The sequence below is a fragment of the Pseudomonas sp. LBUM1649 genome, assembly GCF_059716155.1.
This window is the reverse complement of record NZ_CP166807.1, coordinates 3,683,211-3,706,085: the sequence shown is the minus strand read 5'-3', so window position 1 is coordinate 3,706,085 and position 22,875 is coordinate 3,683,211. Positions and strand designations below refer to the sequence as shown.

Below are 22,875 nucleotides of genomic sequence, written 5' to 3'. Positions count from 1 at the left end.
GGGAGCATCAGCACATGCAACTCGGGATTATTGGACTGGGCCGCATGGGCGGCAATATTGCGCGGCGCCTGATGCTCAACGGACATACCACCGTTGTGTACGACCGCAATACCATTTTCGTCGATACCTTGAGCATCGATGGCGCCACAGGCGTCGCCGATCTGCCGGCCCTGGTCGCTGGCCTGGCCAAACCACGAGCGGTGTGGGTCATGCTGCCAGCAGGCGCACCGACCGAAGACACCATCGATACCTTGAGCACCTTGCTCGAAGCCGGCGATACCATCATCGACGGCGGCAACACCTTCTATAAGGACGACATCCGCCGGGCCAAGACCCTCTCGGAAAAAGGCCTGCACTACATCGACGTCGGCACCTCCGGCGGCGTCTGGGGCCTGGAGCGCGGCTATTGCATGATGATCGGCGGCGATACCGAGACCGTAAAGCGTCTTGATCCGCTGTTCAAGACCCTGGCGCCGGGCATGGGTGACATTCCGCGCACCAAGGGCCGCAAGTCCGATGACGATCGTGCCGAGCATGGCTACATCCACGCCGGTCCGGCCGGTGCCGGGCATTTCGTCAAGATGATCCACAACGGTATCGAGTACGGAATGATGCAGGCCTTTGCCGAAGGCTTCGACATCCTGAAAACCAAGTCCAGCGAGATCCTGCCGCCAGACCAGCGCTTCGACCTGAACGTCGCTGACATCGCCGAAGTCTGGCGTCGTGGCAGCGTGGTGTCGTCCTGGCTGCTGGACTTGACGGCCGACGCCCTGGCCAGCGATCCGAAACTCGACGGATACTCTGGTTCGGTGGCGGACAGCGGGGAGGGTCGCTGGACCGTCGAAGCGGCCATGGAACAAGCAGTACCGGCAACCGTGCTGACGACCGCACTGTTCTCTCGCTACCGTTCCCGCGGGCAAGGCACCTTTGGCGACAAGATTCTCTCGGCCCAGCGCTTCGGCTTCGGCGGCCACGTGGAGACTGCGAAAAAATGACCCATGGGATCCGCAGGAAATCCAAGACTGAACCCGCGCCACCCACCACGCTGTTCCTGTTCGGCGCCCACGGTGATCTGGTCAAGCGCCTGCTGATGCCGGCGCTGTACAACCTCAAGCGCGACGGTTTACTCGGGGATGGCCTGCGGATCATCGGCGTTGACCACAACGCCATCAGCGATGAAGGCTTCGCGAAGAAGCTCGAAGACTTCATTCGCAGCGAGGTGGCCGCCAAGGTCGGCAAGGGCGATCAGGCCCTTGATCCGGCTGTGTGGGCCAAGCTCGCCAAAAACATCAGCTACGTCCAGGGCGACTTCCTGGACGACAGCACTTATCAAGCGCTGGCGGCAAAAATTGCCGCCAGCGGCACTGGCAACGCGGTGTTCTACCTGGCCACCGCGCCACGCTTTTTCAGTGAAGTGGTGCGCCGTCTCGGCGCGTCCGGCTTGCTGGAAGAAAACCCCGAGGCGTTCCGCAGGGTGGTGATCGAAAAGCCCTTCGGTTCCGACCTGCAAACCGCCGAAGCCTTGAACGCCTGCTTGCTCAAGGTCATGACGGAAAAGCAGATCTACCGGATCGACCACTATCTGGGCAAGGAGACCGTGCAGAACATCCTGGTCAGCCGGTTCTCCAACAGCCTGTTCGAAGCCTTCTGGAACAACCATTACATCGACCACGTGCAAATCACCGCCGCCGAAACCGTCGGTGTGGAAACCCGTGGCAGTTTTTACGAACACACCGGTGCCCTGCGGGACATGGTGCCCAATCACCTGTTTCAGTTGTTGGCGATGGTGGCCATGGAGCCACCGGCCGCGTTTGGCGCCGATGCGGTTCGCGGTGAGAAAGCCAAGGTGGTCGGGGCGATTCGTCCCTGGTCGGTGGAGGAGGCGCGGGCCAATTCGGTTCGCGGCCAGTACACCGCTGGCGAAGTCGATGGCAAGCCACTGCCCGGTTATCGCCAGGAAGACAAGGTGGCACCCGACAGCAACACCGAAACCTATGTCGCCCTGAAAGTCATGATCGACAACTGGCGCTGGGTCGGCGTGCCGTTCTACCTGCGTACCGGCAAGCGCATGAGCGTGCGCGACACCGAGATCGTCATCTGCTTCAAACCTGCGCCTTATGCGCAGTTCCGCGATACCGAAGTCGATGAGCTGGCGCCGACGTACCTGCGCATCCAGATTCAACCCAACGAAGGGATGTGGTTCGACCTGCTGGCCAAGCGGCCTGGCCAGGCCCTGAAGATGGACAACATTGAACTGGGGTTTGCCTACAAGGATTTCTTTGAAATGCAGCCGTCCACCGGCTATGAAACCTTGATCTACGATTGCCTGACCGGCGATCAAACGCTGTTCCAGCGCGCCGACAACATCGAGAACGGCTGGCGTGCGGTGCAACCTTTCCTGGACGCCTGGCAGCAGGATTCCAGCGTGCAGAGCTATGCCGCGGGTGAGAACGGACCGCAAGCCGCCGAAGAACTGCTGGCTCGCGATGGTCGCGTCTGGCACGGCCTCGGATGAGTGAAGTGTCGCAATGCCGAAGACGGGGCTGCGTTGGCAATCGAGCGGTACATCCACCCTCGCTGACTCACACAGATACCTGTAGGAGCAAAGCTTGCTCGCGATAGCGGACTGACATTCAACCTCTATGTTGACGGGTGTTGCCCAATCGCGAGCAAGCTTTGCTCCTACAGGGGGATTGGGTTTACAGCCAATAACTCACGGCGTACCAACCCAGCACACCCATCACCACTGTATACGGTAACGCCATCCACACCATCCGCCCATACGACAGGCGAATCAGCGGTGCAATCGCCGAGGTCAGCAGGAACAGGAACGCCGCCTGGCCATTGGGCGTCGCCACGCTGGGCAGGTTGGTGCCGGTGTTGATCGCAATCGCCAGCGTCTCGAAATGCTCGCGGCTCATGTGCCCGGAGAGGAAGGCCTGTTTCACTTCGGTGATGTAGATGGTCGCCACGAACACGTTGTCGCTGATGGCCGAGAGCAGACCGTTGGCGACGTACAGCATGCCCGGTTGTTGGTCGGCGGGCAGGGCCAACACCCAATGGATCAATGGCGTGAACAACTGTTGATCGTGGATCACCGCCACCACGGCGAAAAACACCACCAGCAACGCCGTGAAGGGCATGGCGTCCTTGAACGCGTTGCCCAGACGGTGCTCGTCGGTGATGCCGGTGAACGCCGTGATCAGCACGATCACCATCAGCCCGATCAGGCCCACTTCCGCCACGTGAAAGGCCAGCCCGGCAATCAGGATCAGTGCAGCCACACCTTGCACGAGCAACGCTGCACGCTGGCGTGAGGTGCGTTCGGCATTGTCCTGGGCGGCGTAGTTGGCCAGCACGGTGCGTACGTTGTCCGGCAGCAATGTGCCGTAACCAAACCAGCGCAGTTTTTCCAGCAGGACGCAGGTGACCAGGCCCGCGACCAGCACCGGCAAGGAAACCGGCGCGACTTTCAGGAAGAATTCGGCGAATTGCCAGCCCATTTCATGGCCAATCAGCAGGTTCTGCGGTTCGCCCACCAGCGTACACACACCACCCAATGCCGTGCCCACGGCGCCGTGCATCAGCAGGCTGCGCAAAAACGCGCGGAACTGCTCAAGGTCGGCGTGATGCAGGGTGGGCAGGAGCTGATCATCGCAGAATGAACTGTCCTGGCGCGGATCGCTACCCGAGGCGACGCGGTGGTACACCGAGTAAAACCCGACGGCGGCACTGATGATCACCGCAGTCACGGTCAGGGCATCGAGAAACGCCGACAGGAACGCCGACAAAAAGCAGAACATCAGCGCCAGCAGGGCCTTGCTGCGCACCCCGAGCAGCAGGCGCGAGAACAGAAACAACAGCAGGTCTTTCATGAAGTAGATACCCGCGACCATGAACATCAGCAGCAGGATCACCGGGAAGTTGTGCAGCAACTCGTCATAGAGCGCCTGGGGCGTGGTCATTTTCAGCAACAGCGCTTCGACCAACAGCAAGCCGCCGGGCATCAGCGGATAACATTTGAGGGCCATGGCCAGGGTGAAAATGAATTCCAGCACCAGCAACCATCCAGCCACCACCGGGCCTGCGGTCCATAACGTCATGGCGTTGAGAAGCAGAAAGCCAACAATGCAGGCCTTGTACCAGCGCGGTGAGTTGCCGAGAAAATTGTGCGCGAACGCCTGGGCCATCGAGCCGGACATCGGCTACTCCTTGTATGTAAGAAGCGCGCAACTTGCCGTAAGCCGGACAGAAGATCAAGCGTAGGAAAAGTCCATCGAATTAGCCCAGGTAGCGTGCGATGATCGCTCGATAGTTGCCGTCCAGCGAATAGCCACAGACAAGGATGTTACCGTCATCCTGCACCGCGATCGAAGTGGCCGTGTCGAGGCTGCGGCCCAGGCGGGTGCGCACCCATCCGCTGCCGTTGCCAAAATCGCCATCGAGTTGCCCGCCTGGCAGGTATCGACCCAAAACAAAGTCGGCCTCGACGCCGCCAATGGTGGCGCCGGCTGTCAATACGCTACCGTCCGGCTGCATTTGGGCGGCGGTCCACTGGCAACCGCTGTGACCGATTTCCAGCAATTGCGCCTGGCCGCCATTGCAACGATGATCCGGGCGACCATTGGCGTGTACTTTCAGGGCCAGGCATCGCATGGGGTCGCGGCTGCTGCCAAAACATTGCACGTCGCCGTTGTCCTGCTGGACGATTTGGCTGACCTGGGCACCGTGCCCGCTTGCCATGAAACTCATGAAGCCATCCAGGGCAAAACTGGTGTCCAGACTGCCATCGGCGTGATAGCGGGCCACCAGGCCTTCTTCTGGAAAATTGATCGATCCTCCCACCAGGATGCGACCGTCGCGTTGTACCGTCACGTTGCTGAGCCAGGTATTCATCAGCAGGTGCCTGACCACCACAAAGCCGCGGCCATTGAAGCTGTTGTCCAGCGTGCCATCGGCGTTCAGCCGTATCAGCATGGCGGCATGATCGGCCAGTTCGAAGTGATGATTGGCCACCAGCAGTATCCGACCGTCCTCCTGCACGTCGACGCTGCAGGCTTCGGCGCCCGGTACTCCCGGGGGCAGCCAGACATCGCGCATGCCCCGGGACAAGTTGCCTGGCAGCCGCACGACACAGCGGCCATTGTCGCCAAAACGCTGAACCGGTTGACCCTGCGGGTCAAACAACGCCAGGGCGGGGAGCGTGCGCTGTTCGCTTTCGTATTGCAGGCCGGCGATCAATATGTGCCCATCGGGCAGCACCTGCACCTTGCCCGCCATGGCCTCGAAGCCCGGTTCGAATTGCCCGATGACACTGCCTTGCTTGCCAAAGGCCAGGTCCGCCGAACCGTCCTTCAGCAAACGCGCCAGGCCAAAGCGGCTGCCGCCAGGCATTGCGACCTTTGCCGCCACCAGCAGCCGGCCCTGTGAGTCAATTGCGATGTCGTTGGCCAGGCTTGAAGTGCTGCCAAAAAAATACACCTGGGCGGTGCCTTTGGCAGCGAAGGTGGTGTCGAGCTTTCCGGCATGCTGGACTGTTGCGGGGAAAGCCAAAACGGACTGGATTGACATGCACGCATCTCCTTGCGAGTCGTCCTGATCCAGAAGTTGGGTGGTGGCGACTATTAAGAGAATATTCAATCCCTGAATGATTGAATGCACAACTGTCAGAACTAACAGGCGGAGAGTCGTTGTGTGCCACAACAGTGTCTTTTCGAACCAAAGGCAAGCCAGCAAAGCATCCACGGCGCGCCGAAGTTCAAGTAAGAAAGCGTCTTAAGTGCAACTGACGTGAAAAGCCAGCCAACTAAGAACACAGGAAGGGCGCGGATTACCCCGGCGCAATCCGCAATACAATTATTGTGGCATCGACCACGATTGTAGCGTGTAACCTTCTTCGCTCAACTCGGCGCGGGCCTGTTCCAGCAAGCATTCAAGCTGCGCTGGATCGGTATAGGCACTGCTCGGGATCTGCTTGCGTCCTATACTGTTACTGGTACGGTCGATAACGGTCAGGGTCAGTTCGCCATTACCGTCCTGTGGGGACCAGGCCACGCATTTGAAGGGTTTAAATGCACGGTCGGCAATCAGAAGAGCTTCGTTGACACGGAGCGGGGCGTTCATAGGTCGTCTCTCTATAGGCCCAATCAAGTCAATTGCCGTCGGTTGGGCTTACCGTTCGGCTGCTTACTTGTACTGATGCCCGCAACCGGGGTTCAGGTCACACACAATCAAAAGAATTTTCAACTTTCTTTTATATCCTCCGGGAAACAGGCTCGCTTGAAAGCGTTATGAAAGAAAACATTCGTCAGGTCGCTGGAAAAAACCGCTTCTTATAACTCTTTGCGCAGCAGACCTATAGTCAATCGGTACAAGCCCCCGTCAAATTCTTGCTAATGTTACAGCCAGGTCCGCCAAATGACTGTTTTTAATAAAAAATCCTAAAATTTGGCGTCAAGGAAATCTCATGAGCGAAGCGCCAGCCTTACGACGTTTATTAGTGGTGGATCCCTGCGACGACTGCCATCGTCTGTTACCGGGACTACGCTCTGTGGGTTGGGACGTTGACAGCTGTTCGCTGGACAACGCCGCCGATCGTACCTGTGACGTGGGCTTGTTGCGATTACAACCCTTTCACCTTGAGCATCCGGATACCGTCAAAGAGGTGATCAGCCGTAGCGGTACCGAGTGGATCGCCGTGCTCAATCAGGATGTCCTGCGGCTACAGAATGTCGGGGATTTCGTCTGCGAGTGGTTTTTCGATTTTCATACCTTGCCATTCGATGTCTCCAGGGTCCAGGTCACACTGGGTCGGGCCTTTGGCATGGCGCGCCTGCGCGGGCAGGGCACGGTTCATATCGATCAACCCGAGCACGAACTGCTGGGCGACAGCAAGCCTATACGCGAATTGCGCAAGTTACTGAGCAAGCTGGCGCCCACCGAGTCGCCGGTGTTGATTCGCGGTGAAAGCGGCACAGGTAAAGAATTGGTGGCCCGCACGCTGCATCGACAATCTCTGCGCCACAGTAAACCCTTTGTCGCGATCAATTGCGGGGCTATTCCCGAGCACCTGATCCAGTCTGAACTGTTCGGCCACGAGAAGGGCGCCTTTACTGGCGCCCATCAACGCAAGGTAGGGCGGATCGAAGCGGCTAACGGCGGCACGCTGTTTCTCGACGAGATCGGTGATCTGCCCCTGGAGCTGCAGGCGAGCCTGTTGCGATTCCTCCAGGAAAAACACATCGAGCGGGTGGGCGGCAGTCAGCCGATTCCGGTGGATGTGCGGGTGTTGGCTGCAACCCATGTCGATCTTGAGGCGGCGATCGAGAAGAAAAGCTTTCGCGAAGATCTGTATTATCGCCTGAATGTGTTGCAAGTCGCGACCGCGCCCCTGCGGGAGCGCAATGGCGATCTGTCGATGCTGGCCAACCATTTTTCCCATTTCTATAGCCATGAAACCGGCCGCCGTCCGCGTAGCTTCAGTGAAGACGCCTTGATAGCCATGGGCAAACATGACTGGCCGGGCAATGTGCGCGAGCTGGCCAACCGGGTACGTCGCGGCTTGGTACTGGCCGAAGGCCGGCAGATCGAAGCGCGAGACCTGGGGCTGATCAGCCATCAGGCCATTGCCGCGCCGATGGGCACGCTGGAAGACTACAAGCACCGGGCAGAGCGCCAGGCCTTGTGTGATGTCCTTAACCGCCACAGCGATAATCTGAGCATCGCCGCCAAGGTGCTGGGGATATCCAGGCCAACCTTCTACCGTTTGTTGCACAAGCATCAGATCCGGTAAAGCCACAACTGTAGGAGCGAGCATGCTCGCGATGGACTTCAGGACACCATGGGGTGTCAGGCTTCCCGCGTAATCGTTAACGACCATCGCGAGCATGCTCGCTCCTACAGGACACCATGGGGTGTCAGGCTTCCCGCGTAATCGTTAACGACCATCGCGAGCATGCTCGCTCCTTGTATGTTGACCTTGATTCCATGAGAGAGGTTACGCTCAAGGATTCATTCAACAGCAAGTACGTTTCTGGGGGAGGCCGATCGCTCCTGAAGGCAGGATTTGCTCCTGACCTTGTCTGTAGAGAGGCCCCCCCGCCTCATTGCCCACCACGAAGAGTATCGAGAAGCCGACAAGTCGGACTTCGCATTACAAGGTTGCAGTGGCATGAAGTTCGAGGTCGGGGGAACCAGGTGCAATCTTACCTAAAGCCAAGGAAGTGAAAAGCAATGAATGCGCATGTCGGCATAGATATCAGTGCTCGCAGTTCAGCCATGGGATGGCGGCAGAACGGCAAAGCAGCAGGCAATGGAGACATTCTGCACACGCCCAAAGGTCGCAAGGCCGCTGTGGAAAAGCTGCTACGTCTCAAGCCGCTGAGCGTTGTCATGGAGGCTACCGGTATTTACTACCTGGATCTTGCGATGGAATTGCACGCCGCCGGCTTGCCGGTCTCGGTGATCAACCCCAAAAGCTTCCACAACTTTGCCAAGCTGATGTTGCAAAACAGCAAGACTGACCAGATCGATGCCCAACTGCTGGCCGAATACGGCGAGCGTATGGGGCCTAGGCTGTGGGTCCCGCCCACTGCGGAACAGATGATGCTGCGTGCGATTGGTCGCCACATCAACCGACTGATTGGCCATCGGACGCGAGCCAAGAACGAGCTGCATGCGCTACAAGCGACAGAAACGAGCATCGCACTGCTGATCGAGGATGAGAAAGACGCGATAAGCGCGTTGGACGCTCGAATCGATCGATTAAAACAGGCTGCGCGCGACGCCATCGCCAAATGCCCTGATCTGAGCCTGCAATTTCGCTGCATGATGGCGGCGCCCGGCGTTGGAGAGGCCTCGGCCATCGCCGCACTGGCTGAGCTGACGACCCTTCCAGTGACGCTTAAATCGGCACAGGTAAGCCGCTATGCAGGCCTGGATGTCAGACTGACCCAGTCAGGCACCAGCGTGAACCGGCCAGGACGAATGTCCAAGTGCGGTAATGCTTACTTGCGTGCAGCGATGTTCATGCCGGCGATGACGGCAATCCGTTGTGATGAGAATGTGAAGGCCTTCTACGAGGCACTGGTAGCGCGCGGCAAGAAGAAAATGCAGGCCATCGGCGCGGTCATGCGCAAATACCTAACCGGGTTATGGGCATGCATGCGCTCTGGAGAAGAATTTAATACGGCCAAGCTTTTTAGCAAAAAACATCTCGCGAAAGCTTGACCGTGAACAGAGTATCTACAGGACACCACGGGGTGTCAGGCTTCCCGCGTAATCGTTAACGACCATCGCGAGCATGCTCGCTCCTACAGAAAAAGCCCCGTTGCGATTGAAGTCGCAACGGGGCTTTGTTGTGGGTCAGAAGTAGTACGGGAATTTCAGGCTGAAGGAAAAGTCCGGCGAGTCGTCGGTCAGGCCGATGGCCAGGTTGGGAACGATCGTCAGGTTGTCGGTGGCGGCCAGGGTCATGCCGATGTTGAAGTTGGCCGAGTTGTAGTCGCTGTTGGAAATCGATTGCCAATCGCCGCCGTCCGGCTTGATCTTGCTCTTGCGGGCGAACTGATCGGTGAACGAGAACGACATGCTCATCTTCTCGTTCAAGGCGAAGGCAATGCCGGCGCCAATCTGCCAGGAATCGCCCAGCTTCACGTCCCCGGGCACCTTGGTGTTGACCGTAGGGCTGATGTCGCTGAAAGAGTCTTCCATGTTGTAGGTGTAGGACAGGCTGCCGAATAGTACGGCCGGGTCGAAGGTCTTGACCAGCGAGATACCAGGGGTAATCGCCCAGACACCATTGCCGGTAGGCAAGTCTTCGGGTACTGCGAGGTTATCGTTGCCCGGGACCTCGACCAGCTTGATGCCGTAAGGGTCATCCCCGGTCGGCGCCTTGACGCGCAGTGTCACCACCGCGTCGGGCAGGTTGGCCGATTCATCCAGGAACTTGTAGGCAACGCCAACGTTCACATCGCCGATGGCCGGGTCGCGGGTAACGGATGCGTCTGAAATCCCGTTGGCAGCGCCACCGGCGCCACCGGAGGAGTACGTCGATTCGCGATAGACCACGGGGACGTTAATGTCGAACTGCCAGCGTTGGGCCACGTTGTAGCGGGCGGTCAGGTCCAGTGTCCAGTTGTCGGCCTTGATGCGGTCAAGGTTGATGTTGCCGAGGAAAATCGAGTCCAGTGCCAGGAAGCCGTTGAGCGTCAGCGCACGGGTATCGTAGTGCGTGTAGGTCAGGCCGGTTTCGACGCTGAACTTGCCGCCGCCGAAGAACCCGCTGGCTTCGTCGTACAGGTTGGAAACGCTTTGTGCCGGTTCCGAGTCATCCTTGAGCGACTGCCCGTAGGAACTGCCTGTGGTTCCCGGCGCGCCTGCAGCCACCGTCTGGCCACTCCTGGGCGTTTCGGCGGGGGACTTGGTCAGGCGTTTGGGAGCGGGTGTCGCAGGTGCTTCTTCGACTTGGCGAACGCGCTGTTCAAGTACCATCAGCGCGTTCTGTTGTGCTTCGTAACGCTTTTTCAACTCCATGAGTTCTTGTTTTAGTGCTTCTACCTGGGGATCCGGTGCTGCGTATAGCAATGGGGCCGGTGCCAGGCTACTCAAACAGACGATAACTCTGAACGTTAACGATCGGTGCATGGGTTAGCCGTCCCTTCTGACTACAGATGATGAGACTGAGCGTAGATCAGAATCCTTGAGTGCGAAGACCTTTGAGCTGGTCCAGGTTTCCGTTGAGCGATCCGGCTGTCGCCACGTTGTCTCTCAGCACGACATTGAAGGAGGTGAGGTTCCTGACCTGGTTGCTGCTGCCGAGCAAAGTCGTGTTCTGCATCAGTCCACCCTGGGCCAGGCGTTGTACGGTACTGCCCTGGTTGTTGTTGGCCACGATGTTGAGTTGCACGCCCGTACCGCTCGAGGAAACGCTCAACGAGCCCGCGCCATTGGTGCCAACCAACGTCGAGCCTGTGGCCAGTGCCTGGCCTTGCTGTTGCGTTGCTGGCGCCTGGTTTGCCTTGGTGACGTTGATATCAACGTTGTTGTAGGCCGTGTTGTTGTCGCCGGCAGCCCGCACGACTTGAGTGACGCCTTCGGTGCTGTTGAGGCCGCCGCCGCCCGTGACGGTGCCGGTCCCCGTGCTTTGGCTACGCGCTGAGCCATTGCCTTTTTCGTCGATCATCGTCACATAGAACTGTGGCTTGATGGTCGATTGTTGAATCTGCATCTTGGAAGTTGCCCCAATCACTTCACCGTTGGCGTTTTGCCAGGTGCTGGTCATGGCAATGCCGAAACTGATGATCCGGCCCGGCATGACATAGCGGCCTCGCAGGCTTGCCAGTTCCTGGTCGTTCAGTTCAATGGGTTTCAATGTCTCTGCATGGGTCGGCAGGCTGGCGGCCAGGCAGACCACGGCCAGCCAGATTGGAGTCTTCATTGGATACTCCCGGAGCGTCGTGCTCCCTTATTATTAGAAAAAGTGTTATTAGAAGAAATCGCTTTGTATGAAGCCGAAATCCATCAACTCGGCGTCCTGCACCGGGCTGAAGGCGTTGACGCGGTTCTTGGCGGTCAGTGGCAGGGGCGGGTCGAGCAATGCATTGGTTTTGTCGTAGCCCTGGCCAATGACGGCAAAGATGATGCCGTTCCAGCCTTTGACAAACTCGTCGACTTTGTAACGTTTATGACCGAGTACCGGATCTCCGATATATACCCAGCCGTTATGGACTCGTTGCATGACCACAAAGTGTTTGTAGCCACGGACATCCATGAGTACCACCACCGGAATTTTGATCTCGCTCAAGGTTTCCGTTGCTACCCGATAGCCACGGGCCCGCATGCCGATACTTTCCACGTAGCGCTTCATGTCGAGCATGGAGAAGCCCTGGACGCGGACAAGGTCCTGATCGGAGTGTGACAGCATGCCTTCAATGATCTGTTCTTCGTTTACGTCCAGCCAATAGGCCTGGCGCAAGATGGTCGCCAGCGCAGCGGCGCCGCAACTGAAGTCGGTTTTCTGTTGCACCAGGTCGGAAAATTTGCGTTCGCGCACGCTCTGGATCGGCTTGTACACCAACGCGCCGCCCGGCAGGACGGATAGCGGCAGTTGTGCAGCCTCGACCACACTGGCCACGCAAAGCAAAATTGCCAAGGCGATAATACGCATGGTGGGGACGCCTTCTGGTTGGGTTGAAAAAGGCCCCCGAAAGGGGGCCTCCACAGACAGCATTAGAACGATTGGTTGGAGATGGCCAACGAGTTGCTTTGTTGGTTGCCCACACCAGCAGCCACGTTGACGCCCAGGTTGCCGCTGCCGCCATTCACCGAACCGCTCAGGGTTGCAGTGTTGGTCACAGGGTTGGCCCAGCCAGTTGGAGTCAGCACTTGATAAGAGTAGGTGTTGCTCAAATCATATGAGCTGCTTTCACTCCAGCTTTTCGCTTTGGCGTACTCAGATTCGGACGACTTGCTGCCCGATTTATCATACGAGGACGCGTTCGCTTTCTCGAACGAAGTATCGAACGATTTTTCGAACGAGGAATCGCGCGATTTGTCGTACGAGGATTCACGGGATTTGTCGTACGAGGAGTCGCGAGTTACGTCGAACGAGGAATCGCGAGACCTGTCGAACGACGAATCGCGAGACTTGTCGTACGAGGATTCGCGCGATTTGTCGAACGATTTGTCTACCGACACGTCAAGCGTTGCGGTAAGCGAAGCGCTAAGCGATGCATCGGACTCTCTGCTGCGGGTGCGATCGCCAAAACCATTGTTGACGGTAGTGGAGCTGGAAGCCGCCGCAGCAGCGTCCAGGGAAGCGTCCAGGGAAGCATTCAGAGAAGCACTCGAAGAACCACTTGCACTGCTGCTATTGGACCCGCTCGCATTGCTGCTGTTGGACCCGCTTGCATTGCTGCTGTTGGAACCGCTTGCAGCAAAGCTATTGGAACCGCTTGCGCTGCTGCTGTTGGAACCGCTTGCATTACTGCTCTTGGAACCGCTTGCATCCAGGCTGAAGGAACCGCTGGCTTCAGAGCTCCTGGACCCGGCAGCGGCCCAGCTCGACGAGTTGCTTTGACTGCCGCTGGCCTCGAAGGACTTCTCGCGAGAGGCACTACCGCTAGCGGTTTTGGTAACCGTAATGGTATCCACGCGGTAGGTCCGGTCAGCGGTGTTATTCACTATCAGGCCAGGACCGTCTTGATTGGCGGAGGCGGTGGCTCTTGCGCTACCGAGTGGAGCATTGGTATTGGCAATTGCCATGGTGTTTTTCTGTTGGTTCAGATCGCCGGCAGCAATGTTGACACCCACATTACCGCTGCTGCCGTCGGCAGATCCACTCATCACGGCAGAGTTGGTTACGCCGAAGTTGTTGACGACGTTACGGTTGCTGGTTTGCCTGACGTCAGCGGTGGCACTGGCAGTGCCGAACACGAAGCTGTTATCGATCGCGGCGTTGTCGGAGGCTGCGTTGGCGATGGCGGCGGCGTTGTCTTGCTGGTTGCCGTTACCTGCCGCCACGTTGACACCTACGTTGCCGCTCGCGCCTGCGGCCGAACTACTCATCTCGGCCGAGTTTTCTACCCCTTCATTCCAGATGCGGTTGCCGGTATTGCTCTGTCTGTCGTTAGCATTGGCAGTCGCGCTGATGGGGACCATCCTTGCAGGAGGGGTTTGTTGTTGGCCACCGTTGTTATGGTGGTTGCCACGCCTATCGTTTTGCCCAGCTTGTACAGCAACAGCCATGACCGCAGCAATTGCGAAAACCAGAGGCTTTAGTGCCATCGAAGGTTTCATGGTGATTCTCCGTACTTATTTTAGGTTAAGTGTTGTTATTACCTGTTTGGGTCAATCCACGACCCGTACGCTCAGGGTGTTTGCCATTCGGTTTCCCACCCCGGCGCTCTGATTCAACTGAATTACCCCACGGCTACCGGTGAAAGCCTGGTCACTGGTAGTGACCTGGCGATAGCCTGGTGCAGAGTCAGTTGGATCGGAGTTGTTGAGCAGCGTCACGTTCTGTTGCCTGAGGACGCTGTCGTCGATACTTTGCGGCTGCTCACTGATGCTTATCCGCAGCGCATTGGCTTGCTGGTTGCTGGCGCCCGCGCTCTGATTGACGCCCAATGCGCCATTGCCATGGCTGAAGGAGTTGCCTTGAATGCTGGAATGGGCATCCATGTTGGGGTCGACAATGGTGCGCAACCGTTGGCGAATCTCTGTGGTCGCGCTGGCGTCACGGCCAATGGCGAAGGCCCGGGCGTTCGCCTGTTGCTGCAAGTCGCCGGCCGCCTGGTTGACCCCGAGGTTGCCCTGGTACTGAGAGCCCGAACCGTCGATGTTGGCGTTGTTGATGAGGGGAGATTGGGCGAAGGTCGATGCACTGCAAAACATGGCGATTATCAGCAGCGTACGATTCATCTTAACGGTCTCCCGTTATCATTCTCAGAGCACCCAGGCCCTGCTGGACGTTTGAATTGACCATGTTGGCAATGCCGTTGCCGGAATTGCCCGAGCGCCCGGCGGGGAGGTTGGAAAGCTGGGTCTGGTTGCCGATATTGCCGCCAAGGTTATTGGTGTTTTGCGTGACCAGGCGGGAGATGCCTGCACCACTGGCGACGCCGGCAAAGTCACCGTCGCTCAACTCGTTGGTTTGAGCGAGGACCTGTTTGGAGGGGTTGGCGTTGACAGTTGTGGGGTTGGGATCGGGAACGAGCGGCGGAATCGTTGCGTTGCGCACCTGGACATCGCGTTTGATGATGATGATGCCGTTGTCAGCTTGTACAGGCAGGCAGACAGTCGAGCTCAGTGCGCATCCGACCAGCAGGAGGCTATAGATACTGTTATCAAATTTCCCCACGACGGCAATTCCTTCTGTAAGTGGAACGCTGGCCCTTATCAGCGTTGCAGGGGAAGAGAGCAGAAGGTGTGCCGGTTTTTGTTTTGCTTTTAATAACAGTGGCTTGGCTTTAACTGTTGATGTGGTGAAAAACACTTTGTAACGCCACCGAGACAGAGCCGCGCAAAAGCGCCGTCCATGCAGGCGGCATTGCTCGCTAAGGGCGTTTTAGGCAATTTGTATCAATGGCTTAACATTTTCTTGCGAAAGTGCTTGGACCGCTTTAGCTCGCGGGTTTGCGCAGGGGAGGGTGTTTCACGAATGGACATTTTCGGCAGGACGGGACAATCCCGTCAGGCCTTGAGCAAGCGCGTTACAGCGTCGAATGCCGCGTCCTTGCGCTGGTTCCAGTCACCTTGCAATACCTGATAAGGCTGGCCATGCAGGTCAACCCAGTGGCGACTGGCCTGGAAAAACGCCTGGCGTTCTGCCAGTTGCGGTTGGCAACGTTGCCCGTCGTCATGCCAGCCCACGGTTTCAGGGCTCAGCAGTAGATGCAGGTCATAGTGACGTACCAGCAATGCCTGCTCGATCCACGTCGGGCAAGCGCCAAATAAGGTGCGACTCCAAAGGATATTGCTTAACAGGTGCGTATCGAGAATCAACAGGGACGGCTGTTTGGCACGGGCTTGATCTTCCCAAGACAACTGGCCAAGTGCTATGGGCGTAATGTCTTCGTAGCAGGTTAGTCGGGCTTCATTTTCTATGAAATACCGAACGTACTCACTGACCAATATACCGCCGAAATTGGCGTGAATCTCGCTCGAAAGCCAGCTTTTGCCGCTCGATTCCGGTCCTGCCAGCACCAGCACCTTCATGGGCACAGCAGCGGATCGCTGCGCCATGTACGCCAGCCTTGAATGGCCAGCAGGGTGAACAGGCCATACAGGGCAGCCGTCAGGTACATCCCTTTATAGAGGAACAAGCCGACGAAGACACAGTCCAGGACGATCCACAGCGGCCAGCACTGCAGGCGTTTTTGCGCCATCCACAATTGCGCCACCAGGCTGAAGCCCGTGAGGGCGGCGTCGAGCCAGGGTTGCGCGGCGTCGGTCCAGTGCGCCATGGCGGCGCCCAGCGACAGACTGCCTATCGCGCCCAGGGCCAGCCCCGACGCCACCGCTTTTGCGTCCAGCCGGCTGACCTCGCGCCCATGATGCGCGTGGCCTGCGCGGGTCCACTGCCGCCAGCCGTAGAGCTGCAGCGCGGCATAGATCACTTGCAGCAACATGTCCGAATACAGCTTGACCTCGAAAAAGATCCAGCTGTAGATCAGCACCATGACCAGGCCGATCGGCCAACACCAGGGGTTCTGTTTGACCGTCAACCAGACGGCAATGACGCCGAGGGTGGCGGCAAACAGTTCAAGCCCGGACATGCAGGTTCCTTGGGGAAAAATCGAAGAGGGTGCGGATTGTAACCGGATTATGGCGAAGTGGCTTGTTGCAGCGGCGGCCCTCGGTGCCGACGACGCGGCAGCGCAAGGCTGACTTGTCTGCTAGGATTTCGCCCCCGCACGCAAAAACCTGAAAACAAACTGATTTTTCACGAGACTCTCAAGGTTTTTTGCGTAGGCTTGTGCACGCGGGACTCAACGACGCTGATTACATTAAACGGCTTTGAATAAATTAACGGGGCATGCGTCGACGCATAGCTTTTTGGGGGATTGATGGATCTTTGGACGGCCTTTCAGGCTTTGATTCTTGGCGTTGTAGAAGGGCTGACGGAGTTTTTGCCCATTTCCAGTACCGGGCACCAGATTATTGTCGCCGACTTGCTCGACTTCGGTGGCGAGCGCGCCATGGCGTTCAACATCATTATCCAGCTGGGTGCAATCCTGGCGGTGGTGTGGGAGTTTCGCCGCAAGATTTTCGACGTGGTCATCGGCTTGCCGACGCAACCAAGTGCCCGGCGTTTTACCGCCAACCTGCTGATTGCTTTCCTGCCGGCAGTGGTTCTTGGGGTGATTTTCGCCGACTTGATTCACCACTACCTGTTCAACCCGATCACGGTGGCCACGGCATTGGTCGTGGGCGGGATCATCATGTTGTGGGCTGAAAAGCGTCAGCACGAAGTCCATGCTGAAAGTGTCGATGACATGACCTGGAAAGACGCCCTGAAAGTCGGCCTGGCCCAGTGCCTGGCGATGATTCCGGGCACCTCGCGCTCCGGCTCGACGATCATCGGCGGCTTGTTGTTCGGCCTGTCGCGCAAGACCGCTACCGAGTTTTCCTTCTTCCTGGCCATGCCGACCATGGTGGGTGCGGCGGTGTACTCAGGCTACAAGTACCGCGACCTGTTTGTGCCGTCTGACTTCCCGGTGTTTGCGCTCGGCTTCGTCACTGCGTTCATTTTCGCGATGATTGCGGTCAGGGGCTTGCTCAAGTTCATCGCCACCCACAGTTACGCGGCGTTTGCCTGGTACCGCATTGCGTTCGGCTTGCTGATCCTGGCTACCTGGCAGTTTGGCTGGGTCGACTGGACCGCGGCCAAGCCATGAACGATGGCAGCGCACGCAACGGGGGAGACATCCGCAATCTGCGCCTGAAACTGCTGGTGTTCACCATGTTGTGCGCGCTGCCGCTGTTCGGTTCGATGTCGATGTGGCTGCATGGGGTTTCGCTGATTCCCCTGTCGGCCTACGGCATCGTCAGCGTGCTGGCGTTCTTGCTGTACTGGAGCGACAAGCGCAAGGCGCGCGCCGATCAATGGCGCACTCCGGAAAACGTCCTGCATGCGCTGGAGTTCGCTGGCGGCTGGCCGGGCGCCTTGCTCGCGCAGCAAGTGTTTCGGCACAAGACGCGCAAGGTGTCCTTCCAACTGGTGTTCTGGATCATAGTCCTGCTGCACCAGGTATTCTGGATCGACCGGCTGTTCCTGGGTGCGCAGCTGTTCGCCCTGTTCTGATCAACAAAGTGCTAGAGCAGCAGCCCGACCTGCGTACGCTTGGGCAACTTGCTGACCACCAGTTGATGGGAACGCATTAGCAAGCCTTGCAGTTCCTCGGCGCCAAGCGGGTAGGGCGTTGTCATGATGATCCACTGGGCCCGCGCCAGATACGGCGCCGGGTGAATGCCCGGACGGTCGCAATGGCCGAGAAACAGGTCTTTGTCGACCTTGAACGCCAGGGAGTCGCCGCGCAGGTTCTGCAAGGCGAACATCTTGTTACCGGCAATCGAAAACACCCGCACGCCACCCCATTTGTAGTCTTCACGGGTACCCGGCAATGCCAGGCAAAAAGCCGCAACGTCGGCTTCGTTCATGCGTCCTGCCTTCATATCAAACGGTCCCCACAAGCGTTGAATGTTTCGATCAAATGGTCGAGCCAGGCTCGCACGGCCGGCAGCACGCCGCGTCGATGAGGGTAGACCGCCTGCAGCCAGCCCCCGGGCAACGACCACTCGGGCAGTAACTGTACCAGTGAGCCGTTTGCCAGTTCCTGCTCGCAATACATCATCGGCAGCGTGGTAAAACCCTGGCCGGCGAGGGTGCAGGTCTTGCGCACGATGAAGTCGTCGATGCCCAATCGCGCTTCAAGGGCCAGGTCGTGTTTTTTGCCCTGACGATCGACCAGGCCAATGTGCACCAGGCGATCGGGCTCGAGGGCGCCGAGCACCGGCAGGTTTTTCAGGTCGTCGGGGTGATTGATCTCGAGTCCCTTGAGGAATGCGGGGCTGGCGACCACCAGCATCTGCGCCTGGCGCAGTCGGCGGGTCACCAGCAGCGGGTCTTCATCACCCGGCTCGCGTACGCGCAACGCAACGTCCACGCCTTCGGTCACCAGATCGACGCGACGATTGACCAGCATCACCTCCAACTGTACTTGAGGATATTTCTCCAGAAAGTTGCTGATCACCCCCGGCAGCATTTCGTGTGCCAGGCCTACCGGGGAAGATACCCGCAAGCGCCCGCGAGGTTCGCTGGACATACTGGCCACGGCTTCGTCAGCCATTTCCGCTTCCAGTAACATCGCCTGACAGTGGCGCAGATAACGTTCGCCTACGGCGGTGAGTTTCAGCTGCCTTGTGGTGCGTTGCAGCAACCGTGCACCCAGGCGCTCCTCAAGTTCAGCAATGCGCCGCGACAGTCGCGACTTGGGAATCCCCAGCAAACGCCCGGCGGCCGCGAAGCCACCGGCCTCCACGACTTTGGCGAAGTAATAGAGGTCCATCACATTCCTAGAAACCCTCCTTGTCAAAACTGCAACTTAGTATTAAAGATCAGAGGGTTAGGACGCCTAGGCTTTTGACAAGTTATCAAATTTTACCCTTGGTTCAACGCAATTTATCAGCTTTCTTAAGGTATCGATGGACAGTCGTTTTTGAGAGCTGAAGCTTCTCCGCGATTGCGGAGAGTGACATCCCATCATCCCTTAATTTGATGGCCGCCGCTGCTTTCTCGGACGTATCTGCCCTAAAGCCTCGACCCGATGCAGTTCGAGGTGTTTCGAGCATTGTGACAATACTTTCAAAAATTCCCGAGTTCTTCAGCTCATGCATCTGCACGATCAGTCGACTGCTCGTCGAGTCCAGCGCCCCATCAGCCTGCAGCGACGCGGCTAGCGACAACAGAAGTCCCGCATCCACTTTTAGCAGCTCAGCTATTCGCTGAAGGATCTCTACCGTGATGTTGATTTTTCCCCCTTCAATCCTTGTGAGGTAAGAACGATCAACAACGCTTAAATCTTCCTGAGTAAGCCCTCTGCCCAGCCGCACGCCCCGCACTACCGCAGCTAGTGCTTCCTTCAATGACATTGTGGATCCTCAGCCAAATCGAGGATGTAGCCATATTGCGCCGTTCCACAACACGGACTATCATCCACATGGAACGATTTATCGATATTGGTGCGTTTGGATGTCCCGAACCTGCTAGATCTCACTCGTCCCTAAGCTTCAGCCGTAGCTGGAAACGGCGGCATTGGGGTTCGGAAAATTTTGATTAGTGAAAGCGCAATGGAGCACCACTGTGACCGACCTACCATCTGGCAGTGAGCTGTTCGGCGACGCCGGAGAGCCACGTCAAGGCTCCTTGGACACTCATGAAATTCTCATTGGATTAGTACAAGCTCTTTTTCCTCGTAAGCCGTACTGTTTAGTCGAGGACTGGACAATCTTCAACATCGACGCCACCAAAGAAGAACAACAGAAAATCCAGGCGGCCGGGCAGCTACCGCTGATTCTTTTTGCTCACAATGTTCTCTTCGACAGTCAGAGAAGGTTTGATGTGGGCGATTGGGTACGCAGTACTTTTGCTGTTTCGTTTCAGGAAGGCTTTCTTTTTGAGACGCGAAATACCATTTACGTCCTCACAGGAAGCGGGCATGAAAAGTCGACAAGTCTCAAGACGGCTTTTTCTTTTTTCTAGCGTGTAAACGGCTCACCTATGGATGCGGGTGATTCAGATATTCGTTACACATCTAATTAATAGAGCAGGAGACGTTGGAATGTTTAGTGATGGGCATGGGCATTGGTTTAATATCACTCGACTGATGCTGACGCACTGGTATCACGTAGATGTAAAAGTCCGTGATGAAGGCCGGATGACCTCTATCGTTATGATGGCAGGCGATGAAACCGCATTTGAGCAGATTCTCAAGAAACGTGGGCCTGATCTCGAGTTGATAGACGTGCAGGCAGTGATCCCCAAGTGGATGAACAAATCCGACGCTTGGAGCATGGAGAAGTTAACCGGATTATCCGTAGGTCAGACTAAGCTCGGTATCCCTGTGTGCCTTTTGGAGCTAGCAAGCGGAGTGGTGTATGCAGACACTCATGACCCTTCATTTGAAATTGATTCGTTGACTGAAGTCCGTAAAATTTTTTGAGTCGAGGTCAATGTCATGTCGACCGAAATTTTGCTCGAACTCCACTCCAGGCGCCTGTCCGATTTCCAAATCCGTAGAATAATTCGAGCGGGCGATTGCACATACGAACTACCTATAACCGCTTATTTGAGCGACGTGTTTATAGCGGGCAACACTGCAGTTGGAGTCGTGCACGGTCACACAAATATCGGGAAGTTCGGGCAATTTTCTGATGGGCATTTCATGCGTACGTCTTCTATTCGTTTTGTGAAAAAGGAAGGTCAATTCTGGGTGCTTACGACAATGAACTCTAGGTATGTGGTTGCGTCTTTTCAGCGTCTAAGTGGCAGGCCAAGCTTCAGAGCTTTTATGCAATCAGCGGCTCCAGTTCATCTTGTGCCGCCCGTTTAGTGAGCGCAATGCAGGAAAATGACGATACGGTGTACTGCGAAGTTCAAATGTCGCTAGCACGCGGTAAAGAATTGCTCGAGCTCATAACCGCTCTGCGCGAGTCTGGAGTTCATCCAAATCTGGATACCGTTTTCGCTCATATGCAGTTCGAACTCAGGATGACGATTGATATTGTCGAGAATCCGCCAAGTTGGGGGGCTGGCGAGTCCACTGAGTATTGAGAAATCCAGCTGATTTTTCGCTACCCACTGGTTCCATTTGAAAAGCTAGGCGCTTGCGCGGAGGGGCGATTTTTTTAGCAGCGTGAATTCGTGATCACTACAGGCTCAAATTTATCGTGGTCGACCTGGCGATGAGGATTTATGAAGCTCCACATACTCTCAGATCTACACCTTGAATTTACTTCATTCACTCCGCCTCGAACTGACGCTGATGTGGTGATTTTAGCAGGCGACATACACACCCAATGTCGCGGGGTGGGCTGGGCGAATCAGACATTCGATCGCGAGGTTATTTATGTCTCTGGGAACCACGAATTCTACTCGGGGCATATCGATCACACGCTGCGGAAAATGCGGGACGCAGCAGCTCCCCATGTCCATGTCCTAGAAAACCAAGTGCGGATTCGCAAAGAAATACGATTTTTGTGCGCAACAGGCTGGACTGACTTCACTTCAACGGGCGACAAATTTGCAGCGACGATGATATGCGATCATTTAATGAATGACTTCAAGATGATCCGGGCTGACTATCGCCGTCTGCGCCCAGCAGATGTTGTTGATCTAAATCGTGCCACTTTCGAATTCCTTGAGCATGAGCTTTCTCAGCCGTTTGAAGGGAAGACTGTCGTGGTTACACATCATTGCCCCGTGGCAACTTGCTGGCGAAGAGAATGATGGAGATTTAAGTGCCGCTTTTTTCAATCGATGGCACGCGCTTCTGCCGCTAGTGAATGTGTGGGTTTTTGGCCACACGCACCATGCAGTTGATATCGTTTTAGATGGGTGCCGTCTCATTTCGAATCCACGCGGCTATCCGCGCGATGAAACCGGGTTCATTCCAGATTTCACAATTGAGATCTGAGTCTTGGGGAGGGGGTAATCAAATGCACTGGATCAAAACTTACGGAGCTGAGATGGCGGATTTCAGGCTTTTCAGATTGCCGAAGGTCATACAGCAAGCTCGTGCTGGCAGTGGGTGATCCTAGTGTTGTTGGCTACTTGTTATGCGCGTTAGAGCTTTCTCCGAAGATGACGGGGCTTCTGTTTTGTGACCACGCCACAGACTTTCCAGAAGGTTTGCCAATTCACACGAAGCCCATTGTTAGTCGTTACAAGCAGGCTGGGTATGAGGTCGTCATCGCAGTCGATGGGGGCGTATACGTCGTAGCACACTGGCTTTACGACATCGGCGCGCTCGATCGCTTTGATCGTGTTCATTAAAACCAGTATCGAGACTGCCGAAAGCGAAAAGGTGAAAAATTGGGGTTCCCGAAAAGCGTGTTAGATGCAAAGAGAATTGACTTTGGTCTGCCCATCACCGGGTATCTTTGCTGTGCTGAATTTCAGCCTCCGTGTATGACTGGAATCGTTTTTTCAGAAGCACGAGGTCGCTTTGAGGATGGCAGACGCATCCGGACATCGAGAGTCAAAAGGGTGTTTGATCTCGAGGGTTACCAGCTTTGCGAGACCAGCAACAAAAGTCGATACGTGATTTGCCACTGGTTGCACGAGAGCGGTGCTAAGCCTCTGATGAGTATCAT

22 protein-coding genes and 1 pseudogene are annotated in these 22,875 nt (G+C 56.8%); 9 read left to right on the top strand and 14 right to left on the bottom strand.

The window, feature by feature from the left end:
• The first annotated feature begins 14 nt into the window (after positions 1 to 14).
• A complete protein-coding gene (gene gnd, locus ACA058_RS17165) occupies positions 15 to 995 on the top strand; it encodes a phosphogluconate dehydrogenase (NAD(+)-dependent, decarboxylating) (protein ID WP_497635073.1) in 981 nt (326 codons plus the stop codon).
• Complete coding sequence (gene zwf, locus ACA058_RS17160) at positions 992 to 2,515, top strand: glucose-6-phosphate dehydrogenase (RefSeq protein ID WP_497635072.1); 1,524 nt, start codon at positions 992 to 994, stop codon at positions 2,513 to 2,515. Before gnd ends, zwf begins: the two co-directional genes overlap by 4 nt.
• Positions 2,516 to 2,699: 184 nt before the next feature.
• On the opposite strand, the gene nhaB is transcribed toward zwf, so the two are convergent.
• The 3 genes from nhaB to ACA058_RS17145 all read right to left on the bottom strand — a co-directional run bounded on the left by nhaB (position 2,700) and on the right by ACA058_RS17145 (position 6,123).
• Positions 2,700 to 4,202 carry a sodium/proton antiporter NhaB gene (gene nhaB / locus ACA058_RS17155; protein ID WP_497635071.1) on the bottom strand — a complete coding sequence of 501 codons (1,503 nt, stop codon included), beginning with the start codon at positions 4,200 to 4,202 and terminating at the stop codon, positions 2,700 to 2,702.
• Positions 4,203 to 4,281: 79 nt separating this feature from the next.
• Positions 4,282 to 5,571, bottom strand: a complete 1,290-nt coding sequence (locus ACA058_RS17150; RefSeq protein WP_497635070.1) for a hypothetical protein — start codon at positions 5,569 to 5,571, stop codon at positions 4,282 to 4,284.
• Between the two features lie 285 nt (positions 5,572 to 5,856).
• Positions 5,857 to 6,123 (bottom strand): hypothetical protein, encoded by a 267-nt coding sequence (locus ACA058_RS17145; RefSeq protein WP_497635069.1) that lies wholly within the window; start codon positions 6,121 to 6,123, stop codon positions 5,857 to 5,859.
• Between the two features lie 343 nt (positions 6,124 to 6,466).
• Between ACA058_RS17145 and ACA058_RS17140 the strand changes: the two genes are divergently transcribed.
• Positions 6,467 to 7,792: a sigma-54 dependent transcriptional regulator gene (locus tag ACA058_RS17140; protein ID WP_497635068.1), complete on the top strand. Its 1,326-nt coding sequence runs from the start codon at positions 6,467 to 6,469 to the stop codon at positions 7,790 to 7,792.
• Positions 7,793 to 8,232: 440 nt separating this feature from the next.
• Positions 8,233 to 9,228, top strand: coding sequence for an IS110 family RNA-guided transposase (locus ACA058_RS17135; protein ID WP_497634894.1), 996 nt, complete (start codon positions 8,233 to 8,235; stop codon positions 9,226 to 9,228).
• A 135-nt stretch (positions 9,229 to 9,363) separates the two neighbouring features.
• Here the strand turns inward: ACA058_RS17135 and fapF are convergent, their stop codons facing one another.
• From fapF to pnuC, 8 genes are all read right to left on the bottom strand, one after another.
• Positions 9,364 to 10,644 carry a fibril amyloid transporter FapF gene (gene fapF / locus ACA058_RS17130; RefSeq protein ID WP_497635067.1) on the bottom strand — a complete coding sequence of 427 codons (1,281 nt, stop codon included), beginning with the start codon at positions 10,642 to 10,644 and terminating at the stop codon, positions 9,364 to 9,366.
• A gap of 46 nt (positions 10,645 to 10,690) precedes the next feature.
• Positions 10,691 to 11,437, bottom strand: coding sequence for a fibril amyloid subunit FapE (gene fapE, locus ACA058_RS17125; RefSeq protein ID WP_497635066.1), 747 nt, complete (start codon positions 11,435 to 11,437; stop codon positions 10,691 to 10,693).
• A 48-nt stretch (positions 11,438 to 11,485) separates the two neighbouring features.
• On the bottom strand, positions 11,486 to 12,166 hold the full coding sequence (gene fapD / locus ACA058_RS17120; RefSeq protein WP_497635065.1) for a fibril amyloid maturation endopeptidase FapD: 681 nt from the start codon (positions 12,164 to 12,166) through the stop codon (positions 11,486 to 11,488).
• A 62-nt stretch (positions 12,167 to 12,228) separates the two neighbouring features.
• On the bottom strand, positions 12,229 to 13,797 hold the full coding sequence (gene fapC, locus ACA058_RS17115; RefSeq protein ID WP_497635064.1) for an amyloid-like fimbrin subunit FapC: 1,569 nt from the start codon (positions 13,795 to 13,797) through the stop codon (positions 12,229 to 12,231).
• 51 nt (positions 13,798 to 13,848) lie between these two features.
• Entirely contained in the window at positions 13,849 to 14,421 is a 573-nt protein-coding gene (gene fapB / locus ACA058_RS17110; RefSeq protein ID WP_497635063.1) for a fibril amyloid subunit FapB, read from the bottom strand.
• Between the two features lies 1 nt (position 14,422).
• Entirely contained in the window at positions 14,423 to 14,860 is a 438-nt protein-coding gene (gene fapA / locus ACA058_RS17105) for a functional amyloid chaperone FapA (RefSeq protein ID WP_497639956.1), read from the bottom strand.
• Between the two features lie 332 nt (positions 14,861 to 15,192).
• Complete coding sequence (locus tag ACA058_RS17100) at positions 15,193 to 15,717, bottom strand: AAA family ATPase (protein WP_497639954.1); 525 nt, start codon at positions 15,715 to 15,717, stop codon at positions 15,193 to 15,195.
• A complete protein-coding gene (gene pnuC / locus ACA058_RS17095; RefSeq protein ID WP_497635062.1) occupies positions 15,714 to 16,277 on the bottom strand; it encodes a nicotinamide riboside transporter PnuC in 564 nt (187 codons plus the stop codon). The genes ACA058_RS17100 and pnuC overlap by 4 nt, the downstream gene beginning before the upstream one ends.
• A gap of 291 nt (positions 16,278 to 16,568) precedes the next feature.
• Here pnuC and ACA058_RS17090 point away from each other — a divergent pair, with 291 nt between their 5' ends.
• Positions 16,569 to 17,399, top strand: coding sequence for an undecaprenyl-diphosphate phosphatase (locus ACA058_RS17090; RefSeq protein WP_497635061.1), 831 nt, complete (start codon positions 16,569 to 16,571; stop codon positions 17,397 to 17,399).
• Positions 17,396 to 17,806 (top strand): DUF1294 domain-containing protein, encoded by a 411-nt coding sequence (locus ACA058_RS17085; protein ID WP_497635060.1) that lies wholly within the window; start codon positions 17,396 to 17,398, stop codon positions 17,804 to 17,806. Before ACA058_RS17090 ends, ACA058_RS17085 begins: the two co-directional genes overlap by 4 nt.
• An 11-nt stretch (positions 17,807 to 17,817) precedes the next feature.
• Here the strand turns inward: ACA058_RS17085 and ACA058_RS17080 are convergent, their stop codons facing one another.
• From ACA058_RS17080 to ACA058_RS17070, 3 genes are all read right to left on the bottom strand, one after another.
• Positions 17,818 to 18,177 carry an MmcQ/YjbR family DNA-binding protein gene (locus ACA058_RS17080; protein ID WP_497635059.1) on the bottom strand — a complete coding sequence of 120 codons (360 nt, stop codon included), beginning with the start codon at positions 18,175 to 18,177 and terminating at the stop codon, positions 17,818 to 17,820.
• Positions 18,174 to 19,070 carry a LysR substrate-binding domain-containing protein gene (locus ACA058_RS17075; protein WP_497635058.1) on the bottom strand — a complete coding sequence of 299 codons (897 nt, stop codon included), beginning with the start codon at positions 19,068 to 19,070 and terminating at the stop codon, positions 18,174 to 18,176. Before ACA058_RS17075 ends, ACA058_RS17080 begins: the two co-directional genes overlap by 4 nt.
• A gap of 103 nt (positions 19,071 to 19,173) precedes the next feature.
• On the bottom strand, positions 19,174 to 19,653 hold the full coding sequence (locus ACA058_RS17070) for a helix-turn-helix domain-containing protein (protein ID WP_497635057.1): 480 nt from the start codon (positions 19,651 to 19,653) through the stop codon (positions 19,174 to 19,176).
• A 211-nt stretch (positions 19,654 to 19,864) separates the two neighbouring features.
• On the opposite strand from ACA058_RS17070, the gene ACA058_RS17065 reads away from it, so the two are divergent.
• From ACA058_RS17065 to ACA058_RS17055, 3 genes and pseudogenes are all read left to right on the top strand, one after another.
• Entirely contained in the window at positions 19,865 to 20,263 is a 399-nt protein-coding gene (locus ACA058_RS17065; RefSeq protein ID WP_497635056.1) for a DUF6957 family protein, read from the top strand.
• A gap of 79 nt (positions 20,264 to 20,342) precedes the next feature.
• Entirely contained in the window at positions 20,343 to 20,723 is a 381-nt protein-coding gene (locus ACA058_RS17060; protein ID WP_497635055.1) for a hypothetical protein, read from the top strand.
• 752 nt (positions 20,724 to 21,475) lie between these two features.
• A pseudogene (locus ACA058_RS17055) lies at positions 21,476 to 22,196 on the top strand (metallophosphoesterase).
• The last annotated feature ends 679 nt before the right edge of the window (positions 22,197 to 22,875 follow it).